Genomic DNA, 15,038 nt, shown 5'->3' on the forward strand with positions numbered 1-15,038 from the left:
CGGCCGATGCGAAGGGTGTGCCATGCCGATCCGCGTTCTGCTCGTCGACGACCAGCCGCTGCTGCGTACCGGGTTCCGGATGATCCTCGAGGCGGAGGGTGACGTCGCCGTGGTCGGCGAGGCCGGGGACGGCGTGCAGGCGCTGGACCAGGTGCGGGCGCTCCAGCCGGACGTGGTGCTGATGGACATCCGGATGCCCCGGATGGACGGCGTGGAGGCGACGCGCCGGATCACCGGCCCGGACCGGGACGGCCCGGCGAAGGTGCTGGTGCTGACGACCTTCGACCTCGACGAGTACGTGGTGGAGGCGCTGCGGGCGGGGGCCAGCGGGTTCCTGCTGAAGGACGCGCCCGCGGCCGAGCTGGTGCAGGCGATCCGGGTGGTGGCGGCGGGCGAGGCGATGCTGGCGCCCAGCGTGACGCGGCGCCTGCTGGACATGTACGCGGGCAAGCTGCCCTCGGGCGAGGAGCAGACCCCGCAGGGGCTCGACTCGCTGACGGAGCGCGAGATCGAGGTGCTCAAGCTGGTGGCGCGCGGGCTGTCGAACGCGGAGATCGCCGCGGACCTGTTCGTGAGCGAGACGACGGTCAAGACGCACGTGGGCCACGTGCTGACCAAGCTGGAGCTGCGGGACCGGGTGCAGGCGGCGGTGTTCGCGTACGAAAGCGGGCTGGTACGCCCCGGCGCGTGAGCCGTCAGGCGGCGGGCTCGGGGTCGGTGGCCAGGCGGGCGTGCAGCTCGACGTCGTAGCGGACGCCGTCGTAGCAGAGCTTCTGCCGCTGCCTGCCCTCGACGGCGAACCCGGCGGCGCGGGCGACGGCGCAGGAGGCGGGGTTGTTCACGCGGTGCCCGAGCTCCAGGCGGAACAGCCCGGCCTCGTCGAAGGCCCAGCGGGCGGCGGCGCGGCAGGCCCGGGAGGCGATGCCGCGGCCCCGCGCCGCGGGCACCGTCCAGTACGAGACCCAGCCGAGCGCGTGGCGCGTGTTGACGGCGCCGACCGACACGTGGCCGAGCACCGTGCCGCGGCCGCCCGGGCCGGCTGCCTCGGCGACCGCGAAGGAGTAGGCGGTGCCGGCGTCCCACTCGGCGCCGCGCCCGGCGATCCACGCCGCGGCGGCCGCCAGGGTGCCGACCGGTTCGGCGGACTGGCCCCGCATGAGGGGGTCGGCGAAGGCGTCCTTCACCGCTGGGGCGTCGCTGGCGTGCCAGGGGCGCAGCACCAGCCCTCCGGTCAGGGTCACCGTGTCCCGCACCCGGGCATGATGCCCGGGCCGCGCGGCGGTGTCACCGGGTTTTCCGGTGGCGGGCTCAGTCGGAGGACTTGCTGATCTCCCAGAACCGGAAGACGGTCGAAGCGTCGAGGCTCCACTGGAGGCCGGCGATCTCGTCGGCGGCGACCGCGTACTGCTTGCCCTGCCACAGCGGGATGACGGGCAGGTCCTCGGCGACCAGGTCCTGGATGGCCCCGAAGTCCTCGACGGTGTCGGCGCGGTTGGCCGCCTGTGCGGTGCGCGGCAGCAGTTCGCTGGTGATGGGGCCGGCGTCGTAGTTGTTGGCCAGGACGTTGTCCGGGCCGAAGAAGGGCGCGGTGAAGTTGTCGGGGTCCGGGTAGTCCGGTACCCAGCCGCGCACGTAGACGCCGTAGTCACCGTTCTCGACGCCCTCGGCGAACTCCTCGGCGTCCGCGGTGCGGACGGTGGCGTCGAACAGGCCGCTGGCGTTGAGCTGGTCCGCGATGTGCTCGAACGCGGCGACCGTGTCGGGGCCGAAGCGGATGGGCGTGGCCCACAGCGTCAGCTCGACGGGATCGGTGTAGCCGGCTTCCTCGAGCACCTCGGCGGCCCGGTCGGGCTGGGGCCGGTCCCCGTAGGTGTCGAAGAAGGCCGTGTTGTGGCCGGTGATGCCCGCCGGGACGATCGAGTACAAGGGCTCGGCGGTGCGCTGGTAGACGTCGCGCACCAGGGCGCTGCGGTCCAGCAGGTAGGCGATGGCCTGCCGCACGGCGAGGTCGCCGGCGACGGGGTCGTCCATGTTGAAGACCATGTGCTGGACCTCGGCGCTGGTGCCGTCCACGACCTGGATGCCGGTGTCCTCGGTGAGGGTGGAGGTCTCCAGCTCGGCGATGTCGTGGGCGGTCAGGCCCCGGTAGGCGACGTCCACCTCCCCGCTCTCGACGGCCTGCCGCAGCCGGTCCTGGTCGCCGTGGAACAGCCGCATGGTCATGCCGCTGTTCTTCACCTCGGCCGGGCCGGTGTAGTCCGGGTTGACGGAGAAGACGGCCTCGTCCTCGCTGTAGCGGTCGAGGATGTAGACGCCGGAGCCGACGGCCTGGCCGTCGGTGCGGAGCCTGTCGGCGGGGTACTCGCGGTGGTCGACGATGGAGCCGGCACCGGAGGCTATCTTCTGCGGGAACGTGGCGTCGGGCTGGTTGAGGTGGAAGGTGACGGTGTGCTCGTCCGGCGTCTCGATCCGGTCGATGGTGGACAGCATCACGGCGGGGCCGTCGGGATCGTCGATGCGCAGCGTGCGCTCGAAGGAGAACCTGACGTCCTCGCTGGTCAGCTGGTTGCCGTTGCTGAAGGTCAGGCCGTCACGGAGGGTGCAGGTGAAGCGCTGGCTGACGCGGTCGGTGAAGCCGCACTCCTCGGCGGCCTCGGGCCGCGGCTCGGTCCCGCCGGGCGGGAAGCTCAGCAGGGACTGGAAGACGTTGTTGAAGACGAGCCACGAGCCGGGGTCATAGCCGGAGGCGGGATCGAGGGAGACGATCTCGTCCGACATCCCCATGACGATGGCTTCGCCCTCGCCGGCCTCGTCGTCACCGGTCCATCCGCAGGCGGGGAGGAGCGCGGCGGCGAGCACGGCGGCGAGCGGCGGCAGCGCCCTTCCGAGGCGTGTCCTCACGGTGGCTTCCTCACTTCGGGTCGGGGGGGTGAGCCGCCTCCACGCGGCCGGGCGGCGCGGTGCGCCCCCGACAGTAGTTCGTCCCCCCACGGCCGGTGCGCGGCGGACGGCGGAGAGTGAGATAGTTCACGGCCTGACCGGCGCCACCGGGTCGGGCGCGGCCGCCGGGGCCGGTTCGAGGGCGCGGAGGAAGGGCAGCGTCACCTCGCTCAGGGAGCCGACGACGCTGCGTCCCGCGGCGGGCGGGATGGGCGCGACGGACGGAACGGCGACGACGCGGCAGCCGGCGGCCTCGGCGGAGGCGACGCCGGTGGCGGTGTCCTCGATCGCGACGCAGCGCACCGGGTCGGCGCCCAGGCGCGCGGCGGCCGTGAGGTAGGGGTCGGGGTGGGGCTTGGTGCGCGGCAGGTCATCGCCCGCGAGCGTGACGGCGAAGTTCCCGGCGCCGAGGGAGGCCAGCACGCGGTCCACGACGGTGCGGTGGGAGGCGGTGACCAGGGCGGCGGGCACCTGCTGGGCGCGGAGCTGCTCCAGCAGGTGCCGGGCGCCGGGCATGAGCGGGACGCCGCGCTCGAGGCGGCGGAGGAACGCGGCGTTGAGCAGGTCCTTCAGCTGGTCGAGCCCGATCCGCGCGCCGGTGGCCTGCAGCAGGTAGCCGGCGCTGCGGGTCATGGGGCCGCCGACGACGACCTGGCGGTGCTCCTCGGCCAGTTCGTGGCCCAGGCCGCGGAAGACCTCGACCTCCGCCTCCCACCAGAAGCCTTCGGTGTCGACCAGCGTGCCGTCCATGTCGATCAGCACGGCCTGCGGGAACGGGCCGGACGCCTCGCGGGCGCCGGCGGCGGTCAGGGAACGCGTCATGCGCGTACACCTCCATAGGAGCCAGCAGGCCGGCCGCGTCCCGGGTGGGGGCGGCCGGCCGGAACCGGGCCGATCAGTGTACGTCGGCGGGTGAACGGGCGCCTGACGTGCGGGGCGCGCCGGCTAGCGCGCGTTGAAATAGTTGGCCTCGGGGTGGTGAAGGATGATGGCGTCGGTGGACTGCTCGGGGTGGAGCTGGTACTCCTCCGAAAGGGTCACGCCGATGCGTTCGGGCTTAAGCAGCGCAGCGATCTTCGCCCGGTCCTCCAGGTCGGGGCAGGCGGGGTAGCCCAGGGAGTAGCGGCAGCCCTGGTACTCGGTGCGGAACATGCCGTCGAGGCTTGCCGGGTCGTTGCCGGCGATGCCCAGCTCGGCGCGGACGCGGGCGTGCCAGTACTCCGCGAGCGCCTCGGCCAGCTGCACCGACAGGCCGTGCAGTTCGAGGTAGTCGCGGTAGGCGTCGGCGGCGAAGAGCTCGGCGGTGGCCTCGCTGATGCGGGAGCCGACGGTGACGGTCTGCAGGGCGACGACGTCGGTTTCGCCGCTGTCCGCCGGGCGGAAGAAGTCGGCCAGGCACAGCCGCCTGCCGCGGCGCTGGCGCGGGAAGGTGAAGCGGGTGCGCTCGCGGCCGTCCTCGCCGAGGATGACCAGGTCGTTGCCCTCGGCGTGGCAGGGGAAGTAGCCGTAGACGACGGCGGCGGACAGCAGCCCGTCGGTGTGGAGGCGGTCGAGCCAGGCGCGCAGCCGGGGCCGCCCCTCGGTCTCGACCAGCTCGGCGTAGTCCGGGCCGTCACCGCTGCGCGCCGCCTTCAGCCCCCACTGGCCCTTGAACAGCGCGTCCTCGTCGAGCCACTCGGCGTAGTCCTTCAGCGGGATGCCCTTGACGACGCGGGTGCCAGTGAAGGGGGCGGCGGGGACGGGCACGTCGGTGGCGACGTCGGAGCGGGCGGGCGCGGTGTCCCCGGTGTCCGCGGCGGCGGGCGTCTCGCGGCGCGGCACGCGGCGGGTGCGCAGCTCGGGCAGCGTGGCGCCGGGGACGCCCCGCTTGACGGCGATGAGGGCGTCCATCAGGCGCAGGCCCTCGAAGGCGTCGCGGGCGTAGCGGACCTCGCCCTGATAGATCTCGTGCAGGTCCTGCTCCACGTAGGCCCGGGTGAGGGCGGCGCCGCCCAGGATCACGGGGTAGTCGGCCGCCATGCCTCGGCGGTTCAGCTCCTCCAGGTTCTCCTTCATGATCACGGTGGACTTCACCAGCAGCCCCGACATGCCGATCACGTCGGCGCGGTGCTGCTGGGCGGCGTCCAGGATGGCGGAGACGGGCTGCTTGATGCCGAGGTTGACGACGTTGTAGCCGTTGTTGGTGAGGATGATGTCGACGAGGTTCTTGCCGATGTCGTGCACGTCGCCCTTGACCGTCGCCAGGACGATGGTGCCCTTGCCCTGGGCGTCGGTCTTCTCCATGTGGGGCTCGAGGTAGGCGACGGCCGCCTTCATCACCTCGGCCGACTGGAGCACGAACGGCAGCTGCATCTGGCCGGAGCCGAACAGCTCGCCGACGGTCTTCATGCCCGCCAGCAGGGTGTCGTTGATGATCTCCAGCGCGGGCCGGGTGGTCAGGGCCTCGTCGAGGTCCGCTTCCAGGCCGTTGCGCTCGCCGTCGATGATGCGGCGGCGCAGCCGCTCCTCCAGCGGCAGGGCGAGGAGCTCCTCGGTCTTGCCGGCCTTCATGGACTTGGCGTCGACGCCTTCGAACAGCTTCAGGAAGCGCTGGAGCGGGTCGTAGCCGGGGCGGCGGCGGTCGTAGATCAGGTCGCGTGCCGCCTCGGCCTGCTCGGGGTCGATGCGGGCGACCGGCAGGATCTTGGCGGCGTGCACGATCGCGGAGTCGAGACCGGCCTGCACGCACTCGTGCAGGAAGACGGAGTTGAGCACGAGGCGGGCGGCCGGGCTGAGGCCGAAGGAGATGTTGGACAGGCCCAGCGTGGTCTGCACGTCGGGGTGGCGACGCTTCAGTTCTCTGATGGCCTCGATGGTGTGGAGGCCGTCCTTGCGGGACTCCTCCTGCCCGGTGCAGATGGTGAAGGTGAGGCAGTCGATGAGGATGTCGTGCTTGGCGATGCCCCAGTTGCCGGTGAGGTCGGCGATGAGCCGCTCGGCGATGGCGACCTTGTCCTCGGCGGTGCGGGCCTGCCCGTTCTCGTCGATGGTGAGGGCCATCAGCGCCGCGCCGTGCTCGACGGCCAGGCGGGCGATGCGCGCGAAGCGGGAGTCGGGGCCGTCGCCGTCCTCGTAGTTGACCGAATTGATGATGGCCCGGCCGCCGAGCTTCTCCAGCCCGGCCTGGATGACGGCCGGCTCGGTGGAGTCCAGGACGATGGGGAGGGTGGAGGCGGTGGCGAAGCGGCCGGCCAGCTCGGACATGTCGGCGACGCCGTCCCTGCCGACGTAGTCGACGCACAGGTCGAGCAGGTGGGCGCCCTCGCGGATCTGCTCGCGGGCCATCTCGACGCAGTCGTCCCAGCGGCCCTCCAGCATGGCGGTACGGAACTTCTTCGACCCGTTGGCGTTGGTCCGCTCGCCGATGGCCAGGTAGGAGGCGTCCTGGCGGAACGGGACGGTCTGGTAGAGGGAGGCGGCGCCGGGCTCGGGGCGCGGCTCGCGCGGGGCGGGGGTCTTGCCGCGGACGCGGTCGACGACCTGCCGCAGGTGTTCCGGGGTGGTGCCGCAGCAGCCGCCGACCAGACTGACGCCGTACTCGGAGACGAACGTCTCGTGCGCGTCGGCGAGTTCGCCGGGGGTCAGCGGGTAGTGCGCGCCGTCGCTGCCGAGGACGGGCAGGCCGGCGTTGGGCATGCACGACAGCGGCAGCCGCGCGTGCTGGGAGAGGTAGCGCAGGTGCTCGCTCATCTCGGCGGGGCCGGTGGCGCAGTTGAGTCCGATCATGTCCACGCCGAGCGGTTCGAGCGCGGTGAGGGCGGCGCCGATCTCGGAGCCGAGGAGCATGGTGCCGGTGGTCTCGACCGTCACCTGGACCAGCAGCGGCTGGCCGGTGCCGGCCGCGGTGAGGGCCCGGCGGGCACCGAGCACGGCCGCCTTGGCCTGGAGCAGGTCCTGGCTGGTCTCCACCAGCAGCGCGTCGGCGCCGCCGGCGAGCAGCCCTTCGGCGTTGCGCTGGTAGGCGTCCCTCAGGTCGGCAAAGGCCACGTGGCCGAGCGTGGGCAGCTTGGTGCCCGGGCCCATCGAGCCCAGCACCCAGCGCGGCCGGCCGTCGCGCGCGGTGAACTCGTCGGCGGTCTCGCGGGCGATCCTGGCGCCGGCCTCGGACAGCTCGGCGATGCGGTCCGCGATCTCGTACTCGCCGAGCGCGGAGAGGTTGGCGCCGAAGGTGTTCGTCTCGACGCAGTCGACGCCGGCCTCGAAGTAGGCGCGGTGGACAGAGGCAACGATGTCCGGGCGGGTGACGTTGAGGACCTCGTTGCAGCCCTCGAGCTGCTGGAAGTCGTCCAGGGTCGGGTCCTGGGCCTGGAGCATGGTGCCCATCCCGCCGTCGGCGATGACGGTGCCGGTGGCGAACGCGTCCCGCAGCGCAGCCGCCCGCCCGCCGGGCGAGGAGCCGGCGTGCGGCGGGGTGCCTGCGGCGGCGCTGGCGGATGAGGGCGCGGTGGTGCGGCTGTACGAGGCCATGTACGTGCTCCCGGGATGCGACGGCTGTCGGCTTTGCGCCCGTACGGGGCGCACCGGGCCAGGGTAGCCCGGCTGCCGGACGTGCCAGGGAGGATTCCGGTGGGCGGACACCGGCGCGGGCTTCTCGCGGCTTCCCGCCTACCGGCATGGCCCGATGATGTTCGACAATGGCGACCGCACCGCGCGTCACCGGACCGGTGGACAGCAGGAGGAAGCCGATGGCTCGGAGCATTCAGTCGGTGCAGCGCGCCGCGGCCGTGCTGCGGCTGCTGGCCACGGGCGAGCGGAGCCTGGGGCTGTCGCGCATCGCCTCCGCGCTCGGGCTGGCCAAGGCCACGACGCACGGGCTGCTGCGCACCCTCCAGGAAGAGGGCCTGGTCGAGCAGGACCCCCGCTCGGGTGCGTACCGGCTGGGCCCCGAGCTGCTGCGGCTGGGCACCGGGTACCTCGACACGCATGAGCTGCGGGCGCGCGCCCTGGGAGCGGCCGCGGAGCTGGCGCGCGCGAGCGGCGAGGAGGCATATGTGGGGGTGCCGCATCGACGGGGGGTGCTCGTCGTGCACCACGCGCCGCGCCCCGGCGATGGGCGCCCGGGGACCGAGGTGGGCTCGATGCGGCCGCTGCACAGCACGGCGCTGGGCAAGGCCCTGGCCGCCTTCGACCCGGCGGCGCGAGCCGAGGCGCTGGCCGCAGGGCTGACGGCGGTCACGCCGCGGACAGTGACGGACGCCGCCGCGTTCGACGAGGAGCTGGCCGGAGTGCGCGGCCGCGGCTGGGCCTGCGACGTCGGGGAGACGTGGGAGGGGGTCGCCTCGGTCGCCGCGCCGGTGTTCGGCCACCGGCGGGTGCTGGTGGGTGCGGTCGGCGTCGCCGGGGCGGTGGAACGCGTGCTGACGGGAGCGGAGCCGCACCCGCGTCTGGTCGCGTCGGTGCGGGATTGCGCGCGGTCCGTGTCGCACGAGCTGGGAGCGGGCCGCTTCTAGGACAATCCGGTCTCAGAAGCTGTCACCGCCGCGCACCCTCTTGACGGCAGTGGCCCCGGAAGAAACACTCCCGTTCATTGGTCGACATTGCCGAACAACGGACGGGTCGGCCAGGATTTCCTGGACCAGGACAAAGGAGTCACCGGTGTCCAGCTCCGACATTTTCTTCGGCGAGGTGCTCGGCACCGCCGTCCTGATCGTGCTCGGCTGCGGCGTCGTCGCCGGCACGGTCCTGAAGAAGTCCAAGGCGTTCGAGGCGGGCTGGGTCGCCATCACCTTCGGGTGGGGCTTCGCCGTGCTCGCCGGCGTCTACGCCTCCGCCCAGCTCTCCGGAGCCCACATCAACCCCGCCGTGACCGTCGGCCTGGCCGTGGACAGCGGCGAGTGGGGCGACGTCCCCACCTACATCGCCGGCCAGATGGTGGGTGCCCTGATCGGCGCCACCCTGGTCTGGATCGCCTACTACGGCCACTTCCAGGCGCACCTGCGGGACAGGGAGATCGTCAGCGGCTCGGTCACCCCGGGCCCGAAGGCCTTCGACACCCATGAGGAGCGCGAGGAACGGGCCCCTGCCCAGCCGGGAGCGCCCGGTCCCGTCCTCGGGGTCTTCGCGACCGCCCCCGAGATCCGCAACACCTGGCAGAACCTGGCGACAGAGATCATCGCCACCGCCGTGCTGCTGCTCGTCGTGCTCGCCACCGGGATCGACCAGGGGCTCGGCGAGTCCGGCACCGCCGGGCTCATGGTGGCGCTGACCGTCGTCGGCATCGGCCTGTCGCTCGGCGGGCCGACCGGTTACGCCATCAACCCCGCCCGCGACCTCGGCCCGCGCATCGTGCACGCCCTGCTGCCCCTGCCGCACAAGGGCGGATCTGACTGGGGCTACGCCTGGATCCCCGTGGTGGGGCCGCTGATCGGCGGCGCGCTGGGCGCCGGCATCCACCACCTCGCCTTCTGACCTACGCACCTCCCGGACAGGAGCCGTCGCACCATGACTGACACACCCACCGCCTCGGCCGAGTACATCGCGGCGATCGACCAGGGCACCACCTCAAGCCGCTGCATTGTCTTCGACCGGCAGGGGCGGATCGTCTCGGTCGAACAGAAGGAGCACCAGCAGATCTTCCCGCGGCCCGGCTGGGTGGAGCACGACGCCATCGAGATCTGGACCAACGTGCAGGAGGTGGTCGCCGGGGCCATCGCCAAGGCCCGCATCGGCCGGGAGCAGGTCAAGGCCATCGGCATCACCAACCAGCGCGAGACGACGCTGCTGTGGGACAAGACGACCGGCGAGCCGGTCCACAACGCCATCGTCTGGCAGGACACCCGCACCGACGCCCTCTGCCGCGAGCTGGGCCGCAACGTCGGGCAGGACCGCTTCCGCCGCGAGACCGGCCTGCCGCTGGCCTCCTACTTCGCCGGCCCCAAAATCCGCTGGCTGCTCGACAACGTCGACGGGCTCAGGGAGCGCGCCGAGCGCGGCGAGCTGCTGTTCGGCACGATGGACTCCTGGGTCATCTGGAACCTCACCGGCGGCGTCGACGGCGGCGTGCACGTCACGGACGTCACCAACGCCTCGCGGACCCTGCTGATGAACCTGCGCACCCTCCAGTGGGAGGAGCGCATCCTCCAGTCCATCGGTGTGCCCGCCTCCCTGCTGCCCGAGATCCGCTCCTCGGCCGAGGTCTACGGCTACGCCAAGGGCGGCCCGCTCGACGGCGTGCCCGTCGCCTCCGCGCTCGGCGACCAGCAGGCGGCCCTGTTCGGCCAGACCTGCTACGACAAGGGCGAGGCCAAGTCGACCTATGGCACGGGCACGTTCCTGCTGATGAACACCGGCACCCAGGCCATCAACTCCTACGCCGGCCTTATCACCACCGTCGGCTACCGCATCGGCGACCAGGACCCGGTCTACGCGCTGGAAGGCTCCATCGCCATCACCGGCGCCCTGGTCCAGTGGATGCGCGACCAGATGGGGCTCATCAGCACGGCCGCCGAGATCGAAGACCTGGCCCTGAGCGTGGAGGACAACGGCGGCGCCTACTTCGTGCCCGCGTTCTCCGGTCTGTTCGCGCCGTACTGGCGCGACGACGCCCGCGGCGTCATCGCGGGCCTGACCCGTTACGTCACCAAGGCCCATCTCGCCCGCGCCGTGCTGGAGGCGACAGCCTGGCAGACCCGCGAGATCACCGACGCCATGAGGAAGGACTCCGGCGTCGAGCTGACCTCGCTGAAGGTGGACGGCGGCATGACCGCCAACAACCTGCTGATGCAGAACATCGCCGACTTCCTCGACGCCCCCGTGGTGCGTCCCGAGGTCGCCGAGACCACGTGCCTGGGCGCCGCCTACGCGGCCGGTCTGGCCACCGGGTTCTGGTCGGACACCCACGAACTGCGCGCCAACTGGCGCAAGGATGCGGAGTGGACCCCCCGCATGGACCCGGCCGACCGGGAGCGCGAGTACAAGTTCTGGCTGAAGGCCGTACAGCGCACCATGGGCTGGCTGGAGGACGAGAACTGACCGGCAGCCAGGCGGCCCCGCCCTCCCGTACCGGGGGGCGGGGCCGCTGCGTGCGTCCCGCCGGAGGGACCGCGCGGCCGTGATGCGTACGAGGGCTGCGGGCTGGGCACGGTCACGCCGTAGGCTTGGGCCCGCACGTATGACAGACGGCAGCCGTTCCGGGCGTATTCGCCCGGGCCGGCCGGAAGGAGGCGCTGGGTGATCGAGCTCGAGGGGGTTCCCGAGCTGATCGACCCGGTCATGGTGGCCGCGTTCGAAGGCTGGAACGACGCGGGTGACGCCGCGTCCGCCGCTGTCGCTCATCTGGAGCGGGAGTGGAAGGGCGAGGTGTTCGCCGCCCTGGACGCCGAGGACTACTACGACTTCCAGGTCAACCGGCCGCACATGTGGCTGGACGGCGGCGTACGCCGCGTCACCTGGCCGACGACCCGGCTGTCGGTGGCCCGGGTCGGCGCCGACGGCCGACCGGGAGGACGGCGGGACCTGGTGCTGGTGCGCGGCATCGAGCCGAGTATGCGCTGGCGCTCCTTCTGCAACGAGATCCTCGGCTTCGCGCACGAACTCGGGGTGGAGATGGTGGTCGTGCTCGGCGCGCTGCTGGGCGACACGCCGCACACCCGCCCGGTCCCGGTGACGAGCGTCACCTCGGACGAGGCGCTGGCGCGGACGCTGAACCTGGAGGAGTCGCGCTACGAGGGACCGACCGGCATCGTCGGCATCCTGCAGGAGGCATGCGCGCACGCCGGTGTCCCCGCCGTGAGTCTGTGGGCCTCGGTACCGCACTACGTCTCGCAGCCGCCGAACCCCAAGGCGTCGCTGGCCCTGCTCAACACGCTGGAGGACCTGCTCGGCGTCAGCATCCCGCTCGGCGACCTGCCCGAGGACGCGCGCGCCTGGCAGATCGGTGTGGACCAGCTCGCGGCCGAGGACAGCGAGGTCGCGGAGTACGTGCAGTCGCTGGAGCAGGTGCGGGACACCACGGAGCTGCCCGAGGCATCGGGCGAGGCCATCGCCAGGGAGTTCGAGCGCTACCTGCGGCGCCGCGACGGCAGCGGCCCGGCCACCGGCGAGGGCGGCTCCTACCTGCGCGACCCGGGCAGCGGCCGCACCAGGCGGCGCCGGCCGCCCGAGAGCGAGGGCGGGCAGGGCCCCCAGGAGCCGGGCGGCTCCGCGGACGGCGACGACTGACGGCCCGCCCGGCCGCCCCGGACGCGCGGGGCGGCCGTCGCCACCCGGGTCTCACCGGGTCGTCTCACCGGGTCACAGGGCAACGCCGAGCAGGGCATCCACGGCCCGGGTGACGACCCCGGGCGCGCCGCTGTCACTCCGGACACCGCCGCCCCCGCTCTCCTGTGCCTCGGCCCACCGGTCCACGGCGGCCAGCGCGGCGGGCGCGTCGAGGTCCGCCGCGAGCGCCTCGCGGATCTCGGTGACCAGGCCGTCAGCCTGCGGGCCCTCCGGCCGGGAGACGGCCGCGCGCCACCGCGCCAGCCGCCGCTCGGCCGTCCGCAGCTCCTCGGCCGTCCACTCCCAGTCGGTGCGGTAGTGGTGGGCGAGCAGCGCGAGCCTGAGGGCCGCCGGGTCGGTGCCCGCGGCGCGCAGCCGGGAGACGAAGACCAGGTTCCCCCGGGACTTCGACATCTTCTCGCCCTCGTAGCCGACCATCCCGGCGTGCAGGTACGTCTTCGCGAAGGGGTACTCCCCCGTCAGCGCCTGGGCGTGCGAGGCGCCCATCTCGTGGTGGGGGAACGCCAGGTCGGAGCCGCCGCCCTGCACGTCGAAACCCGTGCCGAGGTGCTCCAGCGCGATCGCGACGCACTCGATGTGCCAGCCCGGGCGGCCGCGGCCGAGCGAGCCGCCGTCCCAGGCAGGCTCCCCGGGCCGCTCCGCCCGCCACAGCACCGGGTCCAGCGGGTTCTTCTTCCCGGGGCGGGTCGGGTCGCCGCCGCGCTCGGCGGACAGCTTCCGCATTTCCTCGCCGCCGAGCCCGGCCACGGAGCCGAAGTGCGAGTCGGACTCGACGGAGAAGTAGACGTCCCCGTCGAGGTCGTAGGCGGCGCCGCGGGCACGCAGCCGCTCCACCAGCGGCACGACCAGCGGTATGGACTCGACGGCGCCCAGGTAGTGGCGCGGCGGCAGCATCCGCAGCGCGGTCATGTCCTCGCGGAACAGATCGGTCTCGCGGCGGGCGAGTTCCCGCCAGTCCTCGCCCGTGACCTCGGCGCGCTCCAGCAGCGGGTCGTCGACGTCCGTGACGTTCTGCACGTACTCCACCTCGTGCCCGGCGTCGCGCCAGGCACGCTGGAGGAGGTCGAAGGCCGTGTAGGTGAAGGCGTGGCCGAGGTGGGTGGCGTCGTAGGGCGTGATCCCGCAGACGTACAGGCGGGCCACGGGGCCGGGGCTGAGCGTCACGCGCCCGCCGGTGGCGGTGTCGTGGACCGTCAGCTCACGGCCCGATCCGGGCAGGTCGGGGACTGTAGGAGCGGGCCAGGCGTGCATGCTCCGAGCCTACTTGGCCGGTGCGCGGAAGTGTCCCCCCTGGCCGCCGCCGCGGGTGCCGGCTCACACCAGCGGCCAGGGGATGGCGGGCCACTGCCCGCTGGGGCGCGGGTAGGTGCCGGTGCGCAGCAGGGCCGCGGTGCGCTCGCGCAGCGCGGCGCGCTCCTCCTCGCTCAGCAGCTCGGCCAGCCGCCGCGCCAGCGGGCCGTCCGCGTCGTCCAGCCGCTCGGCCAGGCCGCGCAGCGCCGCGGTGACGGACGGCGGCAGCGGCTCGCCCGCCCAGCCCCACAGCAGCGTGCGCAGCTTGTCCTCCGTGTGGAACGTCACGCCGTGATCGATGCCGTACAGGCGGCCGTCGGGCAGCGGCAGCAGGTGGCCGCCCTTGCGGTCGGCGTTGTTGATGACGGCGTCCAGGGCGGCGACACGGCGCAGCCGCTCGTCGTCGGCGTGCACCAGCAGCGCCGTCCTGCCGCCGCCGACCTCGGCGCGCACCACGGGGCGCCAGCCGGGGCCGGGCACCTCGCCCTCGATGAGGGCCAGCAGGGTCTGGGGATCCTGCCCAGAGTCCTGCCCGCTGTCCCCGGCGTCCGGTGCGGGGCCGACCCACTGCTGGCACATGCCCTCGCCGTGGGGCCCGTCGCGCAGCACGGTGGGCGGCACCAGGTCCCAGCCGAGGGCGCGGCAGACCTCGTAGGCGGCGACCTCGCGCCGGGCGAGGGTGCCGTCGGGGAAGTCCCACAGCGGCCGCTCTCCCGCGACCGGCTTGTAGACGCACGGCAGGCGGCGGCCGGCGAGTTCGGCGGTGGCGTACAGAACGGTGTTCGAGGCGTCGGCGACCCGGCCGTGGACGGTGAGTTCGCCGCGGGTGAGGACCTCGGCGGCCGTCACGCCCTGCTGCGGCGGTATCCGTTCTGGCGCGGGCATACATGTCCCTCCGGGTCGAGCGGCAGGCTGCACAGCGGGCAGGGCGGGCGCCCGGCGTTGACGACGTCCATCGCCCGCTTGGCGAAGGCGCGGGCCATGGTGCCGCTGATCCGCACGCGCAGCATGGGCGGGCCGTTCTCGTCGTCGCGCAGCAGACGCTCCTCGGCCTCGGCGAACTCCTCCTCGGAGTCTGCGTCGAGCTCGACCAGCGCCTGGGCCTCGACGATCATGCGCTCGTTCTCACTGTCCCAGGCCAGCGCCATGGTGCCGACCCGGAACTCCTCCTCGACCGGCGTGGCCAGCGGCGCGGTGTCGGTCAGCTCGGCCGGGGCGACGGCGGGCACGGAGGTCTTGCCTCCCGAGCGCCGCACAACCTCGTCGAGCAGCTCGTCGATCCGCTCGGCCAGCGCCTCTACCTGGGCCTTCTCCAGCGCGACGCTGGTCGTCCTGCCTGCTGCCGACGCCTGGAGGAAGAAGGTACGCCGGCCAGGCAGTCCGACCGTCCCGGCGACGAAGCGTTCGGGAGGGTCGTAGAGGAACACCTGACGGGACACGTACGGCTCCGTGTGAGTGAGTGTGAGGGACAGTCTGAAACAGCGGGATGGGGACGGATCGAGGTCACGGGGTTGTCGCGGGTCACTGGCACCCTACTGCGCGGCGCCGCC

12 protein-coding genes are annotated in these 15,038 nt (G+C 72.9%); 5 read left to right on the forward strand and 7 right to left on the reverse strand.

The window, feature by feature from the left end; translation table 11 throughout:
- Nucleotides 1-22: 22 nt before the first annotated feature.
- Entirely contained in the window at nucleotides 23-691 is a 669-nt protein-coding gene (locus JK356_RS12010; protein WP_201867646.1) for a response regulator transcription factor, read from the forward strand.
- A gap of 4 nt (nucleotides 692-695) precedes the next feature.
- Here JK356_RS12010 and JK356_RS12015 read toward each other — a convergent pair whose 3' ends face one another.
- The 4 genes from JK356_RS12015 to metH form a co-directional block, all read right to left on the reverse strand.
- Nucleotides 696-1,253, reverse strand: a complete 558-nt coding sequence (locus JK356_RS12015) for a GNAT family N-acetyltransferase (protein WP_201867647.1) — start codon at nucleotides 1,251-1,253, stop codon at nucleotides 696-698.
- A 55-nt stretch (nucleotides 1,254-1,308) separates the two neighbouring features.
- Nucleotides 1,309-2,901: an ABC transporter substrate-binding protein gene (locus JK356_RS12020; RefSeq protein ID WP_374100644.1), complete on the reverse strand. Its 1,593-nt coding sequence runs from the start codon at nucleotides 2,899-2,901 to the stop codon at nucleotides 1,309-1,311.
- Between the two features lie 126 nt (nucleotides 2,902-3,027).
- The gene (locus JK356_RS12025; RefSeq protein WP_201867648.1) at nucleotides 3,028-3,762 is read right to left on the reverse strand and encodes an HAD family phosphatase; all 735 of its coding nucleotides are present in this window, start codon (nucleotides 3,760-3,762) and stop codon (nucleotides 3,028-3,030) included.
- Between the two features lie 123 nt (nucleotides 3,763-3,885).
- Complete coding sequence (gene metH / locus JK356_RS12030) at nucleotides 3,886-7,446, reverse strand: methionine synthase (protein WP_201867649.1); 3,561 nt, start codon at nucleotides 7,444-7,446, stop codon at nucleotides 3,886-3,888.
- Between the two features lie 218 nt (nucleotides 7,447-7,664).
- Between metH and JK356_RS12035 the strand changes: the two genes are divergently transcribed.
- The 4 genes from JK356_RS12035 (at nucleotide 7,665) to JK356_RS12050 (ending at nucleotide 12,138) form a co-directional block, all read left to right on the forward strand.
- Complete coding sequence (locus JK356_RS12035; RefSeq protein ID WP_201867650.1) at nucleotides 7,665-8,429, forward strand: IclR family transcriptional regulator; 765 nt, start codon at nucleotides 7,665-7,667, stop codon at nucleotides 8,427-8,429.
- Nucleotides 8,430-8,574: 145 nt separating this feature from the next.
- Nucleotides 8,575-9,387, forward strand: a complete 813-nt coding sequence (locus tag JK356_RS12040; protein ID WP_201867651.1) for an MIP/aquaporin family protein — start codon at nucleotides 8,575-8,577, stop codon at nucleotides 9,385-9,387.
- A 33-nt stretch (nucleotides 9,388-9,420) separates the two neighbouring features.
- The gene (gene glpK / locus JK356_RS12045; RefSeq protein WP_201867652.1) at nucleotides 9,421-10,950 is read left to right on the forward strand and encodes a glycerol kinase GlpK; all 1,530 of its coding nucleotides are present in this window, start codon (nucleotides 9,421-9,423) and stop codon (nucleotides 10,948-10,950) included.
- 198 nt (nucleotides 10,951-11,148) lie between these two features.
- The gene (locus tag JK356_RS12050; RefSeq protein WP_201867653.1) at nucleotides 11,149-12,138 is read left to right on the forward strand and encodes a PAC2 family protein; all 990 of its coding nucleotides are present in this window, start codon (nucleotides 11,149-11,151) and stop codon (nucleotides 12,136-12,138) included.
- 72 nt (nucleotides 12,139-12,210) lie between these two features.
- Here the strand turns inward: JK356_RS12050 and mshC are convergent, their stop codons facing one another.
- The 3 genes from mshC to JK356_RS12065 all read right to left on the reverse strand — a co-directional run bounded on the left by mshC (nucleotide 12,211) and on the right by JK356_RS12065 (nucleotide 14,927).
- Complete coding sequence (gene mshC / locus JK356_RS12055) at nucleotides 12,211-13,449, reverse strand: cysteine--1-D-myo-inosityl 2-amino-2-deoxy-alpha-D-glucopyranoside ligase (RefSeq protein ID WP_201867654.1); 1,239 nt, start codon at nucleotides 13,447-13,449, stop codon at nucleotides 12,211-12,213.
- Nucleotides 13,450-13,512: 63 nt separating this feature from the next.
- Complete coding sequence (locus JK356_RS12060; RefSeq protein WP_201867655.1) at nucleotides 13,513-14,373, reverse strand: SCO1664 family protein; 861 nt, start codon at nucleotides 14,371-14,373, stop codon at nucleotides 13,513-13,515.
- On the reverse strand, nucleotides 14,334-14,927 hold the full coding sequence (locus JK356_RS12065; RefSeq protein ID WP_201867656.1) for a DUF3090 domain-containing protein: 594 nt from the start codon (nucleotides 14,925-14,927) through the stop codon (nucleotides 14,334-14,336). The genes JK356_RS12060 and JK356_RS12065 overlap by 40 nt, the downstream gene beginning before the upstream one ends.
- Nucleotides 14,928-15,038 lie beyond the last annotated feature (111 nt).

The organism is Streptomyces sp. 7-21, assembly GCF_016741785.1.
Lineage (GTDB): Bacteria > Actinomycetota > Actinomycetes > Streptomycetales > Streptomycetaceae > Streptomyces.